This window comes from Paraburkholderia sediminicola (genome assembly GCF_046026675.1).
Classification (GTDB): domain Bacteria; phylum Pseudomonadota; class Gammaproteobacteria; order Burkholderiales; family Burkholderiaceae; genus Paraburkholderia; species Paraburkholderia sediminicola_F.
Genome location: NZ_JAQQEY010000002.1, coordinates 2,797,529 through 2,816,564, shown reverse-complemented (window position 1 = coordinate 2,816,564; position 19,036 = coordinate 2,797,529). Strand labels below are relative to the sequence as shown.

At 62.3% G+C, this 19,036-nt stretch carries 18 protein-coding genes; 7 read left to right on the top strand and 11 right to left on the bottom strand.

Going from position 1 to position 19,036, the window contains the following annotated elements; all coding sequences use genetic code 11:
- Positions 1-50 precede the first annotated feature (50 nt).
- Both PQQ86_RS32255 and PQQ86_RS32250 read left to right on the top strand, forming a co-directional pair.
- Complete coding sequence (locus tag PQQ86_RS32255; RefSeq protein WP_408279414.1) at positions 51-1,235, top strand: ABC transporter ATP-binding protein; 1,185 nt, start codon at positions 51-53, stop codon at positions 1,233-1,235.
- Between the two features lie 48 nt (positions 1,236-1,283).
- Positions 1,284-2,345 carry a LacI family DNA-binding transcriptional regulator gene (locus tag PQQ86_RS32250; RefSeq protein ID WP_408276386.1) on the top strand — a complete coding sequence of 354 codons (1,062 nt, stop codon included), beginning with the start codon at positions 1,284-1,286 and terminating at the stop codon, positions 2,343-2,345.
- A 67-nt stretch (positions 2,346-2,412) separates the two neighbouring features.
- Here the strand turns inward: PQQ86_RS32250 and PQQ86_RS32245 are convergent, their stop codons facing one another.
- From PQQ86_RS32245 to PQQ86_RS32230, 4 genes are all read right to left on the bottom strand, one after another.
- Entirely contained in the window at positions 2,413-3,270 is an 858-nt protein-coding gene (locus tag PQQ86_RS32245) for a PA4780 family RIO1-like protein kinase (protein ID WP_408201475.1), read from the bottom strand.
- A gap of 180 nt (positions 3,271-3,450) precedes the next feature.
- The gene (locus PQQ86_RS32240) at positions 3,451-4,707 is read right to left on the bottom strand and encodes a type II toxin-antitoxin system HipA family toxin (protein WP_408276383.1); all 1,257 of its coding nucleotides are present in this window, start codon (positions 4,705-4,707) and stop codon (positions 3,451-3,453) included.
- Positions 4,694-5,077 carry a helix-turn-helix domain-containing protein gene (locus PQQ86_RS32235; RefSeq protein WP_408276380.1) on the bottom strand — a complete coding sequence of 128 codons (384 nt, stop codon included), beginning with the start codon at positions 5,075-5,077 and terminating at the stop codon, positions 4,694-4,696. Before PQQ86_RS32235 ends, PQQ86_RS32240 begins: the two co-directional genes overlap by 14 nt.
- Before the next feature lie 197 nt (positions 5,078-5,274).
- Positions 5,275-6,183 carry a LysR family transcriptional regulator gene (locus PQQ86_RS32230; RefSeq protein ID WP_408276377.1) on the bottom strand — a complete coding sequence of 303 codons (909 nt, stop codon included), beginning with the start codon at positions 6,181-6,183 and terminating at the stop codon, positions 5,275-5,277.
- Positions 6,184-6,307: 124 nt separating this feature from the next.
- On the opposite strand from PQQ86_RS32230, the gene PQQ86_RS32225 reads away from it, so the two are divergent.
- The 3 genes from PQQ86_RS32225 (at position 6,308) to PQQ86_RS32215 (ending at position 10,119) form a co-directional block, all read left to right on the top strand.
- Positions 6,308-7,495: a M20 aminoacylase family protein gene (locus PQQ86_RS32225; protein WP_408276374.1), complete on the top strand. Its 1,188-nt coding sequence runs from the start codon at positions 6,308-6,310 to the stop codon at positions 7,493-7,495.
- A gap of 114 nt (positions 7,496-7,609) precedes the next feature.
- Positions 7,610-8,797, top strand: a complete 1,188-nt coding sequence (locus PQQ86_RS32220; RefSeq protein WP_408276371.1) for a porin — start codon at positions 7,610-7,612, stop codon at positions 8,795-8,797.
- Positions 8,798-8,811: 14 nt separating this feature from the next.
- On the top strand, positions 8,812-10,119 hold the full coding sequence (locus PQQ86_RS32215; protein WP_408276368.1) for an MFS transporter: 1,308 nt from the start codon (positions 8,812-8,814) through the stop codon (positions 10,117-10,119).
- 10 nt (positions 10,120-10,129) lie between these two features.
- Here PQQ86_RS32215 and PQQ86_RS32210 read toward each other — a convergent pair whose 3' ends face one another.
- Entirely contained in the window at positions 10,130-10,495 is a 366-nt protein-coding gene (locus PQQ86_RS32210) for an antibiotic biosynthesis monooxygenase family protein (RefSeq protein WP_408276365.1), read from the bottom strand.
- Positions 10,496-10,969: 474 nt separating this feature from the next.
- Here PQQ86_RS32210 and PQQ86_RS32205 point away from each other — a divergent pair, with 474 nt between their 5' ends.
- The gene (locus tag PQQ86_RS32205; protein WP_408276362.1) at positions 10,970-12,682 is read left to right on the top strand and encodes a SulP family inorganic anion transporter; all 1,713 of its coding nucleotides are present in this window, start codon (positions 10,970-10,972) and stop codon (positions 12,680-12,682) included.
- 53 nt (positions 12,683-12,735) lie between these two features.
- On the opposite strand, the gene PQQ86_RS32200 is transcribed toward PQQ86_RS32205, so the two are convergent.
- The 3 genes from PQQ86_RS32200 to PQQ86_RS32190 form a co-directional block, all read right to left on the bottom strand.
- The gene (locus PQQ86_RS32200) at positions 12,736-13,095 is read right to left on the bottom strand and encodes a hypothetical protein (protein WP_408276360.1); all 360 of its coding nucleotides are present in this window, start codon (positions 13,093-13,095) and stop codon (positions 12,736-12,738) included.
- Positions 13,096-13,164: 69 nt separating this feature from the next.
- Positions 13,165-13,803 carry a LysE family translocator gene (locus PQQ86_RS32195; RefSeq protein WP_408276357.1) on the bottom strand — a complete coding sequence of 213 codons (639 nt, stop codon included), beginning with the start codon at positions 13,801-13,803 and terminating at the stop codon, positions 13,165-13,167.
- A 202-nt stretch (positions 13,804-14,005) separates the two neighbouring features.
- Positions 14,006-14,881 (bottom strand): LysR family transcriptional regulator, encoded by an 876-nt coding sequence (locus PQQ86_RS32190; protein WP_408276354.1) that lies wholly within the window; start codon positions 14,879-14,881, stop codon positions 14,006-14,008.
- Positions 14,882-15,034: 153 nt separating this feature from the next.
- Here PQQ86_RS32190 and PQQ86_RS32185 point away from each other — a divergent pair, with 153 nt between their 5' ends.
- Entirely contained in the window at positions 15,035-15,469 is a 435-nt protein-coding gene (locus tag PQQ86_RS32185) for a VOC family protein (protein WP_054038807.1), read from the top strand.
- Between the two features lie 100 nt (positions 15,470-15,569).
- On the opposite strand, the gene PQQ86_RS32180 is transcribed toward PQQ86_RS32185, so the two are convergent.
- The 3 genes from PQQ86_RS32180 to PQQ86_RS32170 all read right to left on the bottom strand — a co-directional run bounded on the left by PQQ86_RS32180 (position 15,570) and on the right by PQQ86_RS32170 (position 18,962).
- Positions 15,570-16,877: an MFS transporter gene (locus PQQ86_RS32180; protein WP_459252434.1), complete on the bottom strand. Its 1,308-nt coding sequence runs from the start codon at positions 16,875-16,877 to the stop codon at positions 15,570-15,572.
- 94 nt (positions 16,878-16,971) lie between these two features.
- Complete coding sequence (locus PQQ86_RS32175; protein WP_408276351.1) at positions 16,972-17,931, bottom strand: dihydrodipicolinate synthase family protein; 960 nt, start codon at positions 17,929-17,931, stop codon at positions 16,972-16,974.
- 137 nt (positions 17,932-18,068) lie between these two features.
- Complete coding sequence (locus tag PQQ86_RS32170) at positions 18,069-18,962, bottom strand: LysR family transcriptional regulator (protein ID WP_408276348.1); 894 nt, start codon at positions 18,960-18,962, stop codon at positions 18,069-18,071.
- Between the last annotated feature and the right edge of the window lie 74 nt (positions 18,963-19,036).

Genomic DNA, 19,036 nt, shown 5'->3' with positions numbered 1-19,036 from the left:
TAGGGCGATATGGCATGACAAACCTGGTTAATGTGGCAAATGCGGCCGATATGGCTAACCCGGCAGATGCGGCAGATGCAGCGAATGTCGGCCACGTGGCGGACACCGCAGGCCTGTCAAATCCGGCCAATGTATCGGTGCGCAATCTGAAGATCCAGTTGGGCGCGAATACGGTGATCGAGAATCTCGATCTCGATGTGCGAGCGGGTGAGTTCGTCGTGCTGCTCGGCCCATCGGGCTGCGGCAAATCCACCTTGCTGCATAGCATCGCGGGTCTGATCGACGTGACCGACGGCAGCATCGAAATTGCCGGCGAAGACATGACCTGGGCCGACCCGAAAGATCGCCGTATCGCGCTGGTGTTCCAGTCGTATGCGTTGTACCCGACCATGAGTGTTGAGCGCAATCTGTCGTTTGCGTTACGTATCAACGGCACGCCGAAGGCGGAGATTGAACGGCGTGTCACGCGGGCGTCCGAGATGCTGCAACTCGGCCCGCTGCTCAAGCGCAAGCCCGCGCAACTCTCCGGCGGGCAGCGGCAGCGCGTGGCGATCGGCCGTGCGATCGTGCGCGAGGCGGACGTATTCCTGTTCGACGAGCCGTTGTCGAATCTCGACGCCAAGTTGCGCACCGAATTGCGTCGTGAACTCAAGCAACTGCACCAGCGTCTGGGCGCGACGATGATCTACGTGACCCACGATCAGGTCGAAGCGATGACGCTCGCCACGCGCATGGCGGTCATGCGCGGCGGCGTGATCCAGCAGTTCGGCACGCCCGCCGAAGTCTATGCGCGGCCGAACAATCTGTTTGTCGCGACGTTTCTGGGCTCGCCCGCCATGAATGTGCTCAAGGGCACGCTCGAGACGCGCGACGGCGCGCTACACTTTTGTACAGCGCAATTGCAGCTCGATGTTTCGCACTATCCTTTCAAAAACCTGCCGACGGATCGTCTGTCTTGCGTACTCGGCGTTCGGGCCGAAGACGTGCATGTGGGGGAAGGTTCAAGCGGTTCAAGCGGTCCAGGCGGTTCAAGCACAAAAATGAGCGAGCGCGCGAACATTTCACTGATCGAGCCGATGGGCAACCACCGTGTCATCTGGCTCGACTATCATGGAGTGCAAATCGCGTCGATCGACCAGACGAAGACGCCGGTGGCGATTGGGGATGCCGCGACGTTCTCGTTCGATGGCGCACATATTTCGCTGTTCGAGGAAGAAGGCGGCGCGCGTCTGTAGTGATGGGATGCAGCGTCGTTGAATACAACAGGCTTGACGGAGAACCGCGTGGCAACACTCAAGGATGTCGCGGCACTGGCAGGCGTCGGCATGTCGACTGCCTCACGGGCCATTTCCGGTAAGGGACCCATTTCAGCCGATGCCGCCGCGCGTGTGAAGGTCGCCATCGAAGCGCTGAATTTTCGGCCGTCGTCCATCGGCCGGGCGATGGCGACGCAGTCGCTCGGCATGATCGGCATTTTCGTGCCGACTTTCTTCGGCTCCTACTACGGTACGATTCTCAAGCAGACCGACACTGAACTGCGGGCGGTGCGCCGTCACGTGGTGGTGGCGACGGGTTGCGGGGAAGTGTCGCCGCGCGAGCAGGCCATCGAGGCAGTGCGTTTTCTGATCGGCCGCGATTGCGATGGTGTGGTGGTGATCAGCCACGATCTGCACGACGAAGATCTGGACATGCTGCATCGCATGCATCCGAAGATGGTGTTTCTGAATCGTGCATTCGATCAGTTGCCGGAGGCGTCGTTCTGCGCGGATCATCGGCGCGGCGGTGAACTGGCGGCACGCACGCTGCTCGATCATGGGCATCGGGACATTGCGGTGATTTCCGGGCCGTTTAGCGCGTCGGACAATCACACCCGGCTCGAAGGCTTCTTTGCCGAATTGTCGCGCGAGGGCATTGCGCGCGAGGACGTCACGCTGATCGAGTCGGACTTCTCGCCCGAAGGCGGTTACGTTGCCGCGCAGAAGCTGCTCGATTCGAAACGGCGCTTCACTGGCCTCTTTTGCGCGAACGACACGATGGCGGTGAGCGCGCTGGCGCGTTTCCACCAGGCGGGCGTTGCGGTGCCGGACGAAGTCTCGGTGATCGGCTACGACGATGATTATTCAGCTGCGTATGCCGCACCTGGGCTCACCTCGGTGCATATCCCGACGGCGGAGTTGACGCAGAACGCCGTGCGCTGGCTGGTCAATCAGTGCTACCGGACGTCGTGGGAGATCATCCGCGAGTTTCCGGTGAGCGTGACGATGCGGGAATCGGTGGGGCCGGCACCAGGTACGGCGGCTTCGTCGACCAGGATCAAGGCGCCCAGCTGCCGCATCGCGTCGTAGCGTCTTCGCGAAGCGGCTGCTTATTGGTCGCTGACGCGCTGCGTAGGGGCTGCTGCTTTGGCCCCGCTTACGTCCCGCTGCGCAGCGACTGCTCGTAGCGCAGGCGTGCTTCTTCGTCGAGGCGCGTGTCTTCGAGCTCCTGTAGCACGGCTTCGAGATCGATCGGCGTGGTGTCGAGTTCGACACGGCCGGTCAATTTGGCATCCACGTGCAAGGCGCCTGCTTCGTACAGCGACCAGATTTCCTTGCCGTAGGTCGTATCGAGCAATGCGGGCGCGAAACGGCCGAAATACGTGGCGAGATTGTTCACGTCGCGCTCCAGCATGGCCGGCGCTTCCAGATTGCCGGCGGCGTCCACGGCTTGCGGCAGATCGATGATCACGGGGCCGTCTGCCGCGAGCAGAATGTTGTATTCGGACAGGTCGCCGTGAATCATCCCGGCGCACAGCATGCGCACCACCTGGTTGAGCAGCAGCGCATGCAATTCGAGCGCGCGTGCCTCAGTCATCTCGACATCGTTCAGACGCGGCGCGACATTGCCGTCCGCATCGGTCACCAATTCCATCAGCAACACGCCGTCGGTGCAGATGAAGGGCTGCGGCACGCGCACGCCGGCGTTGGCGAGCTGGAACAGCGCATCGACTTCCGCGTTCTGCCACGCCTGTTCCTGCACTTCGCGGCCATAGCGGCTGCCTTTTTCCATGGCGCGCTGCTGGCGGCTGTTCTTTACCTTGCGGCCCTGCTGATAGGACGCGGCCTGGCGGAAACTGCGCTGTTTGGCGTCCTTATAGACCTTCGCGCAGCGCGTGGACTCGCCGCTGCGGACCACGTAGACGGTGGCCTCCTTGCCGCTCATCAACTGCGAGATGACTTCGTCGATCAGGCCCTCTTCGACGAGCGGGAGCAGACGTTTAGGTGTTTTCATGCGGCCACCGGGGCGCGGTGGGGGACGGATCGGCCGTATGCGGCCGATTGCGAAGAGAGGTGGTGCGGGATTCGGATCATGCCGGATTATAAAGGGTATGGAGACATGTGCCGGAACCCGAGCGTCAAGGCGCCGGATGCGACTGGCACGGCTCGGACGTGTGGCCGCTATGCGAAGGGATCACGCCTGAAATACAGACTCCATTCGTTGTATTTCGGGCCGGGACAGATTCAGCGCAGTGGCTTCTTCCCGCCATGTGTTGACGGCGTCTTGAACTTCCACAACGATGCGGCGCGCGTCTGCGTCGTCGAGTCGATAAAACTCAGCGGTGTCGATCGCGGTTTCAAGATCCGGCAGGGCGCTCATACCGTTCAGCGTGAGCGCGTGTTCCCGCTTGCTCGGATTTGGATTCATATCGAACGCTGGCGAGAGCCGCCAGCCCGAAGGCTCGCGAATGAAGCCGTGATTGCGCAGGTGATCGTCCCGGTTTCCCACGAGTACGTTGAAGACGACTCTTCTGAAGAGTTGAGCGAGATCTTCGTCGATATGACCTTGTGCGCCGTTGTCGGCGAGGTACTCGGCAATGTCCAGGTAGCCTGCTCCCGATTCGCCATCCTGACGTTCGAGCAAGGTCATGGCCGAGGTGTACATGCGCCGGCTGCCTTCACGGCGATCGAATCGTTCGACGCAGAACGTGCCATAACGTGTGCCGACATACTTGAGTTCGGACTGCGGCACCCAGATGCCGGCTTTCCTGGCCAACCGGTGAGCGATGTATTCCCACGCGCCGATGTCGTAACGGTCGTCTTTCGCGGGGAATTTGGCGATCCAGAGATCATTGCCCAAGCTGGTGAAATTGGCTTTCGGGCGAGCGCCGCCGAGTGAGGTACCAGGCGCGATCAGCATCGCAAGCCACTGCTCGTACTCGGGCAGTTTTTCGACATCTGCCTCTTCAATGCGCAGGCAGATATACGCCAGGGTCGCGAGGTCGGTGACAGGCGGTGCGGCATCGGCGCTGTTGTCGAGAAAATGTCCGTCCACGTCCTGAAACCGCAGCGCGCCGACTCGTGTCAGGTCGTGCACGCCCAGCAGGAAATCGATCTCCTGCAAATTACGCATGGGCCGGTCTTCGCGATCTGCCGCTGCGGCCTCGCGGCGCTCCATCAGCACGCGGCCCCAGCGATCCGGCGCCGAGTCCATGAAGACGCCGAATGCAGCGGATCTCGCCGGCGGATATTGCTCGTCGGTCCATAACTCGAGGCGCGGGTCGAGCACGAATGCGTTACGGCCATCTACCCAGCTCTTTGCATAGGCAAACGATGCCGGCAAGTCGGTGCGCGCAGTCTGGCGATACAAGGTGCCGACCTGTTGCTGGCTGCTCAGTTCGGTTGCGTCGAGAAATACCTTGAATGCATCTCGAGGTTTATTGCTGACCATCAGATTTCTTCGTGTGTTTTTTTGTCGGCTGCCCGGTTGTGACAGGAGCGGCGCCGGCCGTGTTCGAACGCGGTTTTCGCTGGCCTGGCAACTTGAGATCCTGCAGCTTGCGGCCGAGTTCGTCGTCGCGGGCGATGGCGTCCATGTCCTTGTCGAGACCCAACACGCGAAGCGCCCGCATATAGGTGCCGAGCGCAATATTCGGATCGCCTTTCTCGAGTCGGCTCAGCGTGTCGCGTGAAATGCCCAACCTTTCGGCGAACAGAACGGTTGGGAGTTCACGCCGCAGGCGGGCGAGTTTCAGCCGTTCGCCGAGCGCACGCATCTGCTTCTCGACCGACGGAAAGGGGCGTTGAAAGGTACGGGGCATGTCCGATAGATTAGGCAAATATCATGAATATGTCAAAAGTATCGGACAGATTTGTTGAATCAGGGGTTATGAATATCATGATCCGATCCAAAATTACTTGAATTTGTACGATATTTTAGTCAATTTTATTGATTTGGCCTAAAGTATCGTACAAATTAGGATGATCAATGATCGGAGCAACCGCTCCAAACCCGAGCCTACGCCACCGGCCCCTTCAACAGCGGCCCGATCGCCTGCTCGATGCAGTGGACGAAATATTCCGCCGGCCGAGTCAGTTGCGACTCCTGCGGCGACAGCAGATACAACTGCAACGGCGGCGGCGCGACCGGCAGCGCGAGGCGCACGAAGCTCTGCCCGAGCGGGGTTTCTTCGAGCGAATGCGTGGTCCACGCGAAGATCGCGTCGGTGCTGATCGTCAGGCTGTAAAACAGCGCGTACGACGTGCAGCGCGTGATTCGCCGGGGCGGCGTGAGCCCGGCGCATTCGAACATCGCGCGGACAAAGCCCGGGTAGTTGTCCGTCACGTCAGTGTGAATCCACTCGGCTTCCTGGACCGCCTCGAGCGATGCCGCGTCCGCATAGGGACTCTGCGCACGCGTCACGAATACGGTCTCGAATGAGACCATTCGCTTCACGCTGCCCAGATCGCTCACCGGTCGCGCGAAGGCGGCGAACGCCAGATCCAGCGTGCGATTGCGGAGTTGCTCGTGCAACTGGTTGAAACCCAGTTCGCGAAACTCCAGCGTCACCATCGGCCAGCGTTTGCGAAATTCGACGAAGGCTTCGGTCAGCCCCGTGGTGCCGACGATCGGCGTGATGCCGATCACCAGGCTGCCGTCGCGCAGCCCCTTCAGATGCGCCATATCTTCTTCGGCGCGCTCCATCTCACGCACCACGGTGCGCGCCCGGCTCACGAGCGCCGCGCCTTCTGCCGTGGGCACGACGCCCCACGGATTGCGCTCCAGCAGACGCACGCCGAACTCGGTCTCCAGTTCCCGCACCGCCTTGGTGATAGCCGGTTGCGTCACGTACAGCGCTTTGGCCGCACCGTTGATGCTGCCGGTCGAGGCAATCGCAACCAGCGCCCGCAGATGATGAATTTTCATGATGCGGAATATAGCACTGGTAGTTATGCGTATCAAAATTTGTGCTTTTTTGTTTTCGGGCCGGATCTTTACGCTTTGCTTCGACGGTTGCGAAACGACAGCCGACCTAATCGGAGCACAAAGAATGACGCAGTCTTTTCCCCAGCTTCTCGCCGAACTGCGCGAGACCGAGCACGAGTTCATTTCGATTCGCCACGACATCCATGCGCATCCCGAACTCGGCTTTGCTGAAACGCGCACCGCTGAGCTGGTCGCGCGCAAGCTCGCCGAGTGGGGCTATGACGTGACGATGGGCGTCGGCGGCACGGGTGTGGTTGGCCGATTGCGGCGCGGCACGTCGGGCCGAACGCTCGGCCTGCGCGCCGACATGGACGCGCTGCCGATCCAGGAAGCCACCGGCCTGCCGTACGCGAGTACCGTCGCGCAGACCATGCATGCGTGCGGGCACGACGGCCACACCGCGATCCTGCTGGCCGCCGCGCATCGCCTCGCGACCCGAGGCGAATTCGACGGCACGCTGAACGTAATTTTCCAGCCCGCGGAGGAGGGACTGGGCGGCGCCTCGAAGATGATCGAGGACGGTCTTTTCACGCGCTTTCCCTGCGATCAGGTGTTCGCGCTGCACAACGCGCCCGGCCTGCCGGTCGGTCATTTCGCGCTGCGCCACGGCTGCATGATGGCCTCGTCCGATTCGGTGACGATCACCGTGACCGGCAAGGGCACACATGGCGCGATGCCGCAGTTGGGCTGCGATCCGATCGTCGCGGCGGCCAACATCGTGCTGGCCTTGCAATCGATCGTCGCGCGCAACGTCGAGCCGACCCGTGCGGCCGTGGTGACGGTCGGTGCGATCCACGCCGGCAGCGCAGCCAACGTGATCCCCGAAACGGCGACGCTGAAACTCTCGGTGCGCGCCCTCGATTCGGAAACGCGCGACACGGTCGAAGCGCGGATCCGCAGCATCGCCCAATTGCAGGCGCAAACCTACGGCGCCACGGCCGCTGTCGACTACCGGCAGATCTCGCGCCCGCTTGTCAATCATCGCGGCGCGGCCGACCTCGCGATCGAAACCATCGAAGCCCTTGCGGGCCCGCAGGGCTACACGCTGATGCCCGACGCGGTGATGGGCAGCGAAGACTTCTCGTGGATGACCGAAGTGGTGCCCGGCTGCTACGTGGTGCTCGGCAACGGTGTCGACTCGACAGGCGGTTGCGCGGTTCATAACCCGGAATACGACTTCAACGACGCGGCGATCAGCTGGGGTGCTGCTTATTTCGTCGGACTCGCCGAGCGCTATCTGAGCGCGGCCTGATCGGCTTGCCCGGTTTCGATCCGGCGGCCGCGGCGCCGGGTCCTCTTGCCGTTCCTTTTGCACTTCATTTCCAGACATCAATCCATCAAACGCACGCGAGGAGTAGGGAGACCCATGAAGAAATGCATCGCAATGAGCGCGGCACTGCTGACGCTCGGCACTCACACGGCGCACGCCGAGCCGTATCAGGCGACCTTGCTGGCCGCGCTGCCGGAATTCAACGGCAGTCTGCGCGAAGGCGTGGCGTTGTACGGGTCGGTCGATATGGGCATCAACTATCAGACCGTGGGCGGCAAGTCGCTGGTGCAGACGCAGAGCGGCGGCGAATGGACGTCAAAATTTGGCCTCTTTGGACGGGAAGATCTGGGCGGCGGTCTGCGCGCCGAATTCAACCTGGAAAGCGGCTTTCTCGCCAATAGCGGCGCGATGCAGGACAGCACGTCATTCTTCAATCGCGAAGCGTGGGTGGGGCTGAACTCGTCGACGTATGGACGCGTGCGCTTCGGCAAGCAGATCGGCACCGGCTTGCCGCTTTTCGTCGACGTGTTCGGCACGGTGGGCACCAACTCGGCTTATACGTGGCTCGGCGCCGCTGTCGTGCAGACGCCGAAGGGCTTCGGCTACAACAGCGACCTCGGTGCGGGCGCGACGCAACTGGCCGCGCGGGTGAACAACGCGATCACGTATCTGTCGCCGAGCTTTGCGGGCTTCAGCACGGAACTGATGTACGCGCCGAGCAATGTGGCCGGGCAGTCGCCGACGGCAGCGGCGCAGGGCGCGCTGCTGCAGTGGTATGACGGCACGACTTACGTGACGGGCACCTACAACCAGGTGTGGGGCGCGACCGGAACGAGCGGGACGAGCAGTACCAGCACGGTGCGTAACGACCTGTACGGTTTTGGCGTGGTGTATGACACCGGGAAGATCGTGTTGTCGGGCGCGTTCAACCAGTACGCGCCCAGGCTCGCCAACGACGGCATCGCGCGTGTCTATACGCTCGGCACGATCTGGCCGGTCGGACGCAATGCGTTCCGCGCTTCTGTGGTGTATCGCGATACGTCCGGCGTGCACGACTCGGCAAACAAGCCTGCGAAAGATTCGGCATTTGGCGTGATGCTCGGTTACGACTACACCCTCTCCAAACGCACGGGGTTGTATGCGCGCGCCGGCTTCATTCGCAACTACGGCATTTCCACCGTACTGCTGAACAATAACCCGCTGCCGACGCAAACCGGCAGTACCGCACCCGAACTCGGCACGACGCCGGTCACCGTGTCGCTGGGCATGTATCACAACTTCTAGGCGCGACTCCCCCCATGAATGCAATCCAACACACCGCTAGCGACGACGCGATCCACGCGACCGACGCAACAGAGTCGCGCACCTTGCGCCGGACCATCTTTGCCGCGGCGCTCGGCAACGGTCTGGAGTTCTTCGACTTCACGGTCTATAGCTTCTTCGCCGCGCTGATCGGCAAGCTGTTCTTTCCGGCCGGCAGTGAGCTCGGCGCGCTGATGATGTCGCTCGCAACCTTCGGCGTCGGCTTCGTCGTGCGGCCGCTCGGTAGCATCGTGATCGGCGCGTATGCCGACCGCGTGGGCCGCAAGCAGGCCCTCGTGCTCACCGTTTCGCTGATGGCGCTCGGCACGGGCATGATTGGCCTCGCGCCGACCTACGCGACGATCGGTCTGGCGGCGCCGGCGATCATCGTGCTGGGCCGTTTGCTGCAAGGTTTTTCGGCGGGCGGTGAAGTGGGCGCGGCGACCACCTTGCTGATGGAGTCGGGCAGCGCGGGGCGGCGCGGTTCCCTGGTGAGCTGGCAGATGGCCTCGCAGGGCGGCGCGGCGCTGGCCGGCGCGCTGGTGGCGGCGACGCTCTCGCGCAGCCTGTCGCACGAGGCATTGCTTGCATGGGGATGGCGTGTGCCGTTTCTGATTGGCCTTTTGATCGGTCCGCTCGGTTTCTATCTGCGCAAACATCTGGACGAAACCTTGCCTGCTGCGCAAGGAGCGAAAGCGGCGTCGTCTGACGCGGCCCGGCCGAAAGCTCGCATCGAATGGCGGCAGATCGTGGCAGGCACGATGCTGGTGATCGGCGGCACTTCGTCGATGTACGTGATCGTGTTTTTCCTGCCGTCGTTCCTGACGATGACGACCGGTATGCCCACCGCGGTTTCGCTGCTGGCCGGCTGCACGGCGGGCCTCGTGTTGCTGATCGGTTCGCCGTTCGCCGGCCGTCTCGCCGACCGCATGCCGCGTCGCAAGACTTTGCTGTACGCGGTGTCGGTGGTGTCGCTGATGGTGCTGCTGCCGGCGTTCTACGCGATCAAAACCTGGCCTTCGATCTACACGGTGGTGCTCGTCGTGTTCGTGCTGATCGGCTTGATGACACTTTCGAGTCCAGCGGGTTTCGTGCTGATTCTCGAAGCGTTCAAACCGGAAGTGCGGGCAACCTCGCTCGGCATCATCTACGCGTTGGGCGTGACGATTTTTGGCGGCTTCGCGCAGTTGATCGTCAGCGCGTTGTGGCGCATGTCCGGTAGTTTTTACGCGCCAGCATGGTACGTACTGGCGTGCGGACTGGTGAGTTTCGCCGGCGTGGTGCTGTTCAAGGAAGCGAATTAGGGCCGCACTTTCATGGTGCGGACAATGCGGCTTGGGCAGTCGGTCCGCCGTGTACCTGATGGGTCGCAGCAGGATGCGTAAACCCTGCATCGCCATAAGTGCGCAGCACCTCAGAGATGATCACCTGATACCCGTCGAGCCAGTTTGCCTGCGCCGCTTTCGCTTCCAGATGCGCGGGGTGCTGCATCAACGCTTGCAATGCCTCGAGCGACGCCCAGTAGTACACATTCGATGTCAGTCCTGTCGACGCGTTTTCCCACGTCTCTTCGCCGAGATAGCCGGGAATGGCCTTGGCGGCGGTGGCGATGGTCTCGTCGAGCCGGTAGAACCGTTCGTCTAATTGTCGCGTCGCGAAGATGAAAGTTGACGTGTACATGGCGTAACCGGTTTGTAGGTGGGCGAACGTTTGCGCATCATAGCGCACCGTATCCAGTGCTCATTTTTTCGCGTTATTTGCCGTGTTTTCAGGGGTATTCTCACGTGCCGCTTGCAGCACGATAGTAACGGCGTTGTAATAGTCCGCAACAGTGTATTGCGTTTTCCCTCATTCATTTCGCACGGCAATCGCTTAAACTTGGCAGTAACAATTTGTTACGGGGTGCGAGATGTTGGCCGTGTTCATCATCGCCTGTCCGATCTGCATCGCCGCGCTGTTCGGGTTCGCGCGGCACGTGGATCCGCTGACAGGGCAATTCAGGCGTTAGACCCAAAATGGGGCAGTTTCGGCAGGGTGTTCAAGCCATGGCTGGTTTTAACCACTTTCTATAGCCGATCAAAGCCTCAACCCTTGCCTTGACGTGCCTAGTCACGGCACGATGCGCGATAACCTAAGTTTGGGGCACTATCGCGTATGCGGGATTTTCTGGCAAATATCACTACGCGTCTTGGCGTCTTGAAGGGCGTGCTTCCTTTGAGCCGCGCCGCGGCGGCGCGCGATGCGCTGGCCGGCGTGCAGCTTGCGTCGATGGATATTCCGCAAGTGCTCGGCTATGCGCGCATTGCCGGCATGCCGGCCGTTACCGGTCTTTACACGGTCTTTCTGCCGCTTATCGCGTTTGCGTTCTTCGGCGCCTCGCGGCACCTCGTCGTGGCTGCCGACTCCGCCACCGCCACCATTTTCGCGAGCCGCCTCTCCACCATGGCGCCGGCTTCGAGTGTGGAATATGCGGCGCTCGCCGGAATGGTCGCGTTGCTCACTGCCGCGCTTCTGCTCATCGCGCGGATTTTCAAGCTCGGTTTTCTCGCTGACTTTCTCTCTCGCACCGTGCTGGTTGGCTTCCTCGCCGGCGTCGGCGTACAGGTCGGCATCGCCATGCTGGGCGACATGTTCGGCGTCCCCGGGCATGCCGCGAACAGCGTCGGCCAACTCGCGCTCGTGGTGCGCGAGTCGGCGCAGATCAATCTGCCGACGCTCGCTATTTCTGCGCTGGTCGTGGTCTCCATTCTGGTTTTCAAGCGATTTTTGCCTCGCCTGCCAGTGCCGTTGATTGCCGTTGTGGCAGGTATTGCCGCAAGCGATATTTACGGTTTCGCGGCCCACGGCATTTCAATATTGGGGCCGGTGGCAGGGGGGCTACCGCCGCTGCGTATGCCGTCGGTCACGTGGCAGCAGATGCTCGATCTGCTGCCGGTTGCCGCCTCGTGCTTCGTCATGATCGTCGCGCAAAGCGCCGCCGCGAGCCGCGTATTCGCCGAGCGTTATCACGAAACCGTCGATACCAATGCCGATCTGCTGGGGATTGCCGCCGCCAACGCCGCAGCGGCGTTTTCCGGTGCCTTCGTGGTGAACGGCAGTCCGACGCAAACTGCCATGGCCGATCGCGCCGGTACGCGCAGCCAGTTCGCGCAGGTTGTATTCGCGGTGGTGGTGGTCGTGGTGCTGCTGTTTTTCAGCCGTTATTTGCAGTATCTGCCGCACTGCATTCTGGCCAGCATTGTGTTTACGATCGCCATTGGCCTCATCAATCTGCAGACGCTGTTTTCGATCCGCCGCGAAAGTCCCGGTGAATTCACGCTGGCCGTGTTTACCGCCGCTGCGGTGGTACTGATCGGTGTCGAGCACGGCATTCTGGTGGCGGTGGCGCTATCGCTGCTGCGGCATGTGCGACATAGTTACCGGCCGCACACCATGATCCTCGTGCCCGGCGAAGGCGGCATCTGGGTGCCGGTGCCGGCCGCGCCCGGCCTCCAGACCGCGCCGGGGCTGATCGTCTATCGCTTTGGCTCCGACCTGTTCTACGCGAACGACCACTTTTTCGTCGACGATGCCCGCCGCCTGATCGATCACGCGCCGAGCCCGGTGCACTGGTTTGTGATCGATTCCGGCGCGATCACCGACCTCGACTATTCGGCGGCGCGTTCGGTCGGCGAGTTGTGCGAGGCCCTCAAGCGTAGTGGCGTCGAAGTGATTTTTGCGCGCGTGAATCAGTATCTGCGCTCGGATATGGACCGGCATGGCATCACGCCGACTGTCGGCGCAACCTGCATTTTCAGCACCTTGCATGACGCGCTGCGCATGGCAGGCGTGGAGCAACCGGGTACGCAGGCCAATGCCGCGTCGTAAACGTCATTCTGGTTTGTTTGGTCTGTTTGGTCCGACGCGGTGGATTGCTTGCTTCAGGTCTGAGGCTCTTCATCGGCAAAGAAGTAGCCGATAAAAAAGCACGCACCCGCGAGCAGGGCGCCAAGCACGGCCACCGTATAGGCGAGCGCCGTACCGTGCCAGAGACTGTCGAACCATTGATGAATCTGCGCCATCACGACGGCCGCGTTGCCGCCGATGCGCTGCAATTCGATCTGATAGCGCGGGTCCGCGATGCTGTACATCGAGACGGCGCTGTCTGGCGGCGGCGCCATGGCATAGATGATCGCCGCGGCGATCAGACCGGCGAGCAGCACGACGGCGCCTGCCAGATAAAGCCGTTTTTGCAATGGCGAGCGCTTTGCTGCCGGATTCAGATTATTGCCACCGCTCATCGTGTTGGCTTGCCCGCTCGAGTCATCAAGGCGACAGTATCGCAGAGCGGGCGCACCCCGAAGGCGCGGCTAGCTTTTCGAAGTCAGCAGCTTGATCCCCGCAATGCCGAACATGATCGCAAGCGACCCGTCCAGCCAGCGACGGATCGCGATGTAGATGCGGCGTGCGGACGCGGTTGAAAACAGCACCGCGTAGCTGCTGAATACGGATACGCCGATAACCATGCAGCCGAGCACCACCGGCGCGGTGTGCGACGTGCCGCCGGCCGGTGACATAGCCAGCGAAACGATCGAGAGCCACACCAGAATCGCTTTCGGATTGGTGAGATGCAGCAGCAGGCCGCGCAGATAGAGGCGTTTGAGCGGTTCGCCTTCGCGTGCGGTATTCGTGGGCAGCTTTTCCACGCTGAATGCCGAGCGCGCGGATTTGAAGCCGAGCCACAGCAGATAGAGTCCGCCGGCGATCTTGATCGCCACCAGGCATTCCGAGTAAGTGGCGAGTACCGCCGACAAACCCAGCGACGCCAGCAACGCCCAGAAGAACGAACCGGACACCACGCCGAGCGCGAAAGTGAGCGCGGATTTTCTGCCCGCGCTCATCGCCAGCGACATGATCGCGAGATTGCTCGGCCCCGGACTCGCCGTGCCGACGAAGTAGGCGCTGTAGGCGATCAGGACGTCGGCGGTGAGGAAGGAGCTGGCGGTCATGGGCGTGTGAACCTCGGCGGGGGCAAACTGCGCCGCTCGTTGCGGCACGGGGGAATCGCATGGATCGATGCGCGAACAACGATTCTGCCCGCCCGCGCGCGAATCTCACAGATACAGTTGATCTCGCGTGTGGCTGCACAATCGGGCGTTCGTGGGGCAACACGGGGCAACTTCGGCCGGGTACTCAGCCAACTCAGCCAACTCAAGACCCCGCCGCTGTTCCGATGCAATCCGCCAGCGCCCCCGCCACCGCCTGCCGGCTATGCCGCGGACGCTGCACGAGCCCGATTTCACGGTGGAACGTTGCGTCGCCGAGTTCGAGCGCGGTGACATTGGCAGGCCACTTGCCGAGTCCGGCGGTATTCGGGATTAGCGCCACGCCGATGCCGCGTGCGACCAGTTGCGCGATCCCCTGCAACTCGTCCAGCTCGACCACGTCGTGCACGTTCAGCCGCGCGCGCCGCAAAAAGCGGTCGACCAGCCTGCCACCGAATGACCCGCGGTCGTAGCGGATGAACGGTTCGCTCCTGAGCAACTCGCGCCAGGACGGCGCGCCACGCGCGAGCGCCTTGGGCACCAGCAGCACGAACGGTTCGGTGACGAGCGTGCGCCATTCGAGTTCAGACGGCAGCGCGAAGGGCGGCTTGATGATGACGGCGAGGTCGAGCTCGCCCGAGTCCACCTGCCCGAGCAGTCCCAGCGACACGCCGGGCACCACGCGAATCCGCCAGCCGGGCCGGTCGTCACGAAAGCGGGCCAGCGCGTCGGCGAGAAACGACACCTGCGCGGACGCGATCGCGCCCACCCGCAGCATCCCGCTTTCGGCGGCGCCCGCGCCGCGTTCCGAGAGCCGTGCATAGAGCGTCATCATTTCTTCGGCGAGCGCGAGCGTTTCGCGGCCGGCGTCATTGAGCGTGGCGGAGCGGCCCGTGCGGTCGAACAGCGCGAAACCGAGTTCCTCTTCGAGCCGCTGCATCTGCGCGCTCACGGCAGATTGCGTCAGGCCGATGCGCGCGCCGGCACCGGAAAACGTGCCGTACTGGCTAACGGCGATAAAAGTTCTGAGTTCGCTGAGCATCGTGGATTGATCGATTTTGGTGTTAGTCAGATCAAATATATATCGTTTTCCACCATTTTTAGTCATGGTTAAAATTTGCCTCACGCGTGCGCCTGTCCGGGCCGCTTCATTAACCGATACACGATCCCTTTACTTTCTGCGAGTTTTCCCACCATGAGCGTTGCTGACACCGTTTTGCCGCCGTTCCATCTGGCGTTCCCCGTGCATAGCCTCGCCGCGGCCCGCGAGTTCTATGGCGAGCTGCTCGGCTGTCCGGAAGGGCGTAGCTCTCCGGATTGGGTCGACTTCAACTTCTATGGCCATCAGATCGTCGCGCACCTCGCACCAGAGGAAATCGGCCACCGTCAGACCAGCAAGGTCGACGGTGACGCGGTGCCGGTGCGCCACTTCGGCGCGGTGCTCTCTATGGCGCAATGGCAGGCCGCCGCGGACAAGCTGCAAAAGGCCGGCATCGACTTCATCATCGAACCGCACGTGCGCTTCAAGGGCGAGGTCGGCGAACAGGCGACGATGTTCTTCCTCGATCCGTCGGGCAACGCGTTGGAGTTCAAGGCGTTTGCCGATATGTCGTCGTTGTTTGCGAAGTGATGTCGGTGCACTGACGTCGGCTCGAACGAGCCGGCGTTTCGAAATGCAAAGGCCGGTCAACCCTCATGGTTGACCGGCCTTATTTGCATGACGCCAAAGCTCAGCGATTCACCAGCCGCGCCGGAATGAACATCAGGATGAGCACAGCGGATAAAGTCAGCGTGCAGGCCGTCAGCACGAGCCCGGACGCTAACGTATGCGTGTAGCCCTTGAGCCAGCCGATCACCGTCGGGCTGATAAAACCCGCCAGGTTGCCGGTGCAGTTGATCAGCGCGATCCCCGCCGCCGCGCCGCTGCCGCCAAGAAACGCGGTGGGCAGAGCCCAGAACATCGGCAACGCGGTAACCACGCCGGAAACGGCCAGTGTGAGCCCGATCATCGAGAGCAGCGAACTGTCGCCGTTGACCGCGCACAGACTGAAGCCGCTCGCCGCCACCAGCGCGGGTACGACAATATGCCAGCGCCGCTCGCGCGTACGGTCCGCGTGACGGCCCACCGTGATCATCGAAATCAGCGCCACCGAGTACGGAATCATCGTGAGCAAGCCAATCATCAACGGGTCGTCGATTCCCGTGCCGCGAATGATCGTGGGCTGCCAGAAGCCGATCGCGTACGAGCCCATCACCACGCCGAACAGAACGAGGCACAACAGCCAGACGCGTGCCGAGCCGAACACTGCGCGCACCGAACCATGCGTGCGCACCACGGCGTCGGCGTCGATTTCGTCCTGAATCAGGCGCTTTTCTTCACTGCTGAGCCACTTCGCGTCGGCCACGCGATCGTCGAGACAGCGATAGATGACGAAGCCGAGCACGATCGACGGCAACGCTTCGACGATGAACAGCCACTGCCATCCTTCGAGGCCCCACGTGCCGTTGAACGCGTGCATCAGATAGCCGGACAGCGGGCCGCCGAGCAAACCGGAAACCGGAATGCCGGCCATCAGCAGCGCGGTCATCCTGCCGCGCCGGTGTGAGGGAAACCAGTACGTGAGGTACAGGATCATGCCGGGAAAGAAGCCTGCTTCGGCAACACCGAGCAGAAAGCGCACCACGTAGAACATCAAGGGCGTGTGCACCCAGGCAGTGACCATCGAGAGTAATGCCCAAGTAATCATGATGCGGGCAATCCAGCGCCGCGCGCCGAAGCGATGCAGCAGCAGGTTGCTCGGCACCTCGAACAGGAAGTAGCCGATAAAAAAGAAGCCGGCGCCGAGGCCGTAGGCGGCTTCGCTGAAATGCAGGCTGCTGAGCATCTGCAGTTTCGCAAAGCCGACGTTGACGCGATCCAGATAGGCGACCACGTAGCCGACAAACAGCAGTGGCATGAAGCGCCACGCGACGCGCCGGAACAGCTGATCGGCCGGGTTCGCATCGACCGTGGCAGGGTAGGACGTTTGGGTGAGCAAGGTTTGTCTCCTGGCCCGCCGTGCTGATTGTTTTGAAGGCTGGGGCGGGCGAACGATGTGAGAGTGTACGGGCAGGTGAGCCGCGTTTCCATGACTAGGCGGCGCTGGTCTCCTGAAGGTCGGCCGCGAGCGATGAAGCGTCTTCGATCTCGAAGCCGACTTGCGTGAGTGCCCGTTGCAGTTCGTGTTGTTGCGCATCGTCGAGTTCGATCAGCGGCGGGCGCATCGTGGTCCATTGCAGATCGCCCGCTTGCCACGCGATCGCGGCTTTCATCGCGGCGATGATCGGGTAACGCTGGAATATCGCGCGGGTTTCGTTCAGACGCAGTTGTTGTGCGGCAGCGTCTGCTTCGCGCCAGTGATCAGCGAGACGCACGATCGCGGCCGCGTTGACGTTGCCCGTCGCCGTGATGCAACCGGCGCCGCCGTTCTGCAGGGTCGGCAGCAGCAGCGTTTCAGTGCCGGCGAAGACGTCGAAGCGGTCGCTCTGGAATTCCTTCAGCAGCGCCGCGGTGTGCGTCCAATCGCCGGAACTGTCCTTGATGCCAGCGATCACGCCGGGATAGCGCATGAGCAGACGCTCGATCAATTCGAAACTGATACCGACCTGAGCGACTGGCGGGATGTGATACAGATAGACGCGCAGGCGTGCATCGGCCACCGCTTCAATGACGTCGGCAAAGCCCCGGAACAGCCCTTCGTCACTCACGCCTTTGTAGAAAAACGGCGGCAGCATCAACACACCGGCGCAACCGCTATTCACTGCGTGGCGCGTGAGTTCGATCGCATCGGGCAGCGCGCATGCGCCCGTGCCCGGCATCATTCGCTCGGGCGGCAAACCGGCATCGAGCAATGCGTCGAGTAGCGCGCGCTTTTCGCCCACCGTCAGCGAGTTCGCTTCCGAGTTGGTGCCGAATACGGCCAGCCCCACGCCCTGGCGCTGCAGCCAGCGGCAATGATTGACGAAACGGGTGGGCGAGGGCGAGCGGTCGGCGTTGAACGGCGTGAGGACCGGCGACAGGACGCCGCGTAAGCCGGGCATGGGCGTGCTCATGGGAATGTCTCCTTCGATGTTCATGTAGGTCGTGTCCCTGAATGCCCGGCGGGCCGGGGCAAAGCATTCAGGCGCCGACGCAGTATTGCGTGAGCGTGAACAGCGAAGAAGCGCGAGCCGCTTGCTTCAAACGTAAATTATTTTTGTGTCTCGCCGGGCGAGGCGTTCAGTTCCTGCGCGGCCTTGAGGAATGCGTGGACGAGCCGCATGCGCGCCGACGAGCGCCCCCACAACAAGCCGACCACGCGTTTCGGAAACGCATGCGGCAAGGGCCATTTCGTGAGCGACAGCCCGGAGAAGCGCGTCATCAACCAGTCCGGCACCAGCGAGACGCCGAGCCCGCGGTCCACCATCACCGCGATGGCGTCGAGCCCGTCGAGCTCGCAGCGCTGATGCGGCTGGATACCGTGCTGCCGCAAATATCCGTCGGCCAACTGCCCACCGACCACGTTGCGGTCATAACGCACAAATGGCTCGCGTTGCAGCACGGCGTGCGGATCGTCGACGCGCATTGACGCGGGCGTGAGCAGCACGAGCGGTTCCTCACGAAACGTGTGCCAGTCGCAGCTTTTCGGCAGATCGAAGAGCGGCTGCACCAGCATCGCCGCATCGAGATCGCCGCTCACCACTTTGCGGTAGAGGTCGACCGAGTTGCCCGGTTCCAGATAGATATCGATCTGCGGATGCCGCGCGAGCAGCCCGGCCAGCACGTCGGGAATCAGGCTGGTCATCATGGTAGGCGTGCCGCCCAGACGCAGCTGACCGGCGAGTACGGATTCGTCGTTCAGATCGGACTTCAGGTCGCGGATATCGTGCAGCACCGCGCGGGCGCGCTCCAGAATGCGCTCGCCGGCCTCGGTCGTGCCAACCGTGCGGCCCGAACGGCGCACCAGCTTCGCGCCCAGTTCCTGTTCGAGCATCTTCACGCGCTGCGCGACCGCGGCGGGCGTCAGATCGAGCCTGCGTGCGGCTTCGGCGATCGATCCGAGTTCGACCACATAGACAAAGCTCTGCAGGTAGCGCGAGTCCATCGGATAGAATTTTTATCTTTTGAAGAAGCCAGAGGATACTGTTTTTGACGCCTCACGGCTATCACACTTCGATC

Excerpts from the sequence above, each read along its gene's own strand:
- PQQ86_RS32190 (WP_408276354.1), bottom strand. The coding sequence starts at position 14,881 with ATGCTCAGCGAACTCAGAACTTTTATCGCCGTTAGCCAGTACGGCACG.
- PQQ86_RS32200 (WP_408276360.1), bottom strand. The coding sequence starts at position 13,095 with ATGAGCGGTGGCAATAATCTGAATCCGGCAGCAAAGCGCTCGCCATTG.
- PQQ86_RS32255 (WP_408279414.1), top strand. The coding sequence starts at position 51 with ATGGCTAACCCGGCAGATGCGGCAGATGCAGCGAATGTCGGCCACGTG.
- PQQ86_RS32245 (WP_408201475.1), bottom strand. The coding sequence starts at position 3,270 with ATGAAAACACCTAAACGTCTGCTCCCGCTCGTCGAAGAGGGCCTGATC.
- PQQ86_RS32195 (WP_408276357.1), bottom strand. The coding sequence starts at position 13,803 with ATGACCGCCAGCTCCTTCCTCACCGCCGACGTCCTGATCGCCTACAGC.
- PQQ86_RS32220 (WP_408276371.1), top strand. The coding sequence starts at position 7,610 with ATGAAGAAATGCATCGCAATGAGCGCGGCACTGCTGACGCTCGGCACT.
- PQQ86_RS32170 (WP_408276348.1), bottom strand. The coding sequence starts at position 18,962 with ATGGACTCGCGCTACCTGCAGAGCTTTGTCTATGTGGTCGAACTCGGA.
- PQQ86_RS32240 (WP_408276383.1), bottom strand. The coding sequence starts at position 4,707 with ATGGTCAGCAATAAACCTCGAGATGCATTCAAGGTATTTCTCGACGCA.
- PQQ86_RS32235 (WP_408276380.1), bottom strand. The coding sequence starts at position 5,077 with ATGCCCCGTACCTTTCAACGCCCCTTTCCGTCGGTCGAGAAGCAGATG.
- PQQ86_RS32215 (WP_408276368.1), top strand. The coding sequence starts at position 8,812 with ATGAATGCAATCCAACACACCGCTAGCGACGACGCGATCCACGCGACC.
- PQQ86_RS32185 (WP_054038807.1), top strand. The coding sequence starts at position 15,035 with ATGAGCGTTGCTGACACCGTTTTGCCGCCGTTCCATCTGGCGTTCCCC.
- PQQ86_RS32210 (WP_408276365.1), bottom strand. The coding sequence starts at position 10,495 with ATGTACACGTCAACTTTCATCTTCGCGACGCGACAATTAGACGAACGG.
- PQQ86_RS32205 (WP_408276362.1), top strand. The coding sequence starts at position 10,970 with ATGCGGGATTTTCTGGCAAATATCACTACGCGTCTTGGCGTCTTGAAG.
- PQQ86_RS32225 (WP_408276374.1), top strand. The coding sequence starts at position 6,308 with ATGACGCAGTCTTTTCCCCAGCTTCTCGCCGAACTGCGCGAGACCGAG.
- PQQ86_RS32230 (WP_408276377.1), bottom strand. The coding sequence starts at position 6,183 with ATGAAAATTCATCATCTGCGGGCGCTGGTTGCGATTGCCTCGACCGGC.
- PQQ86_RS32175 (WP_408276351.1), bottom strand. The coding sequence starts at position 17,931 with ATGAGCACGCCCATGCCCGGCTTACGCGGCGTCCTGTCGCCGGTCCTC.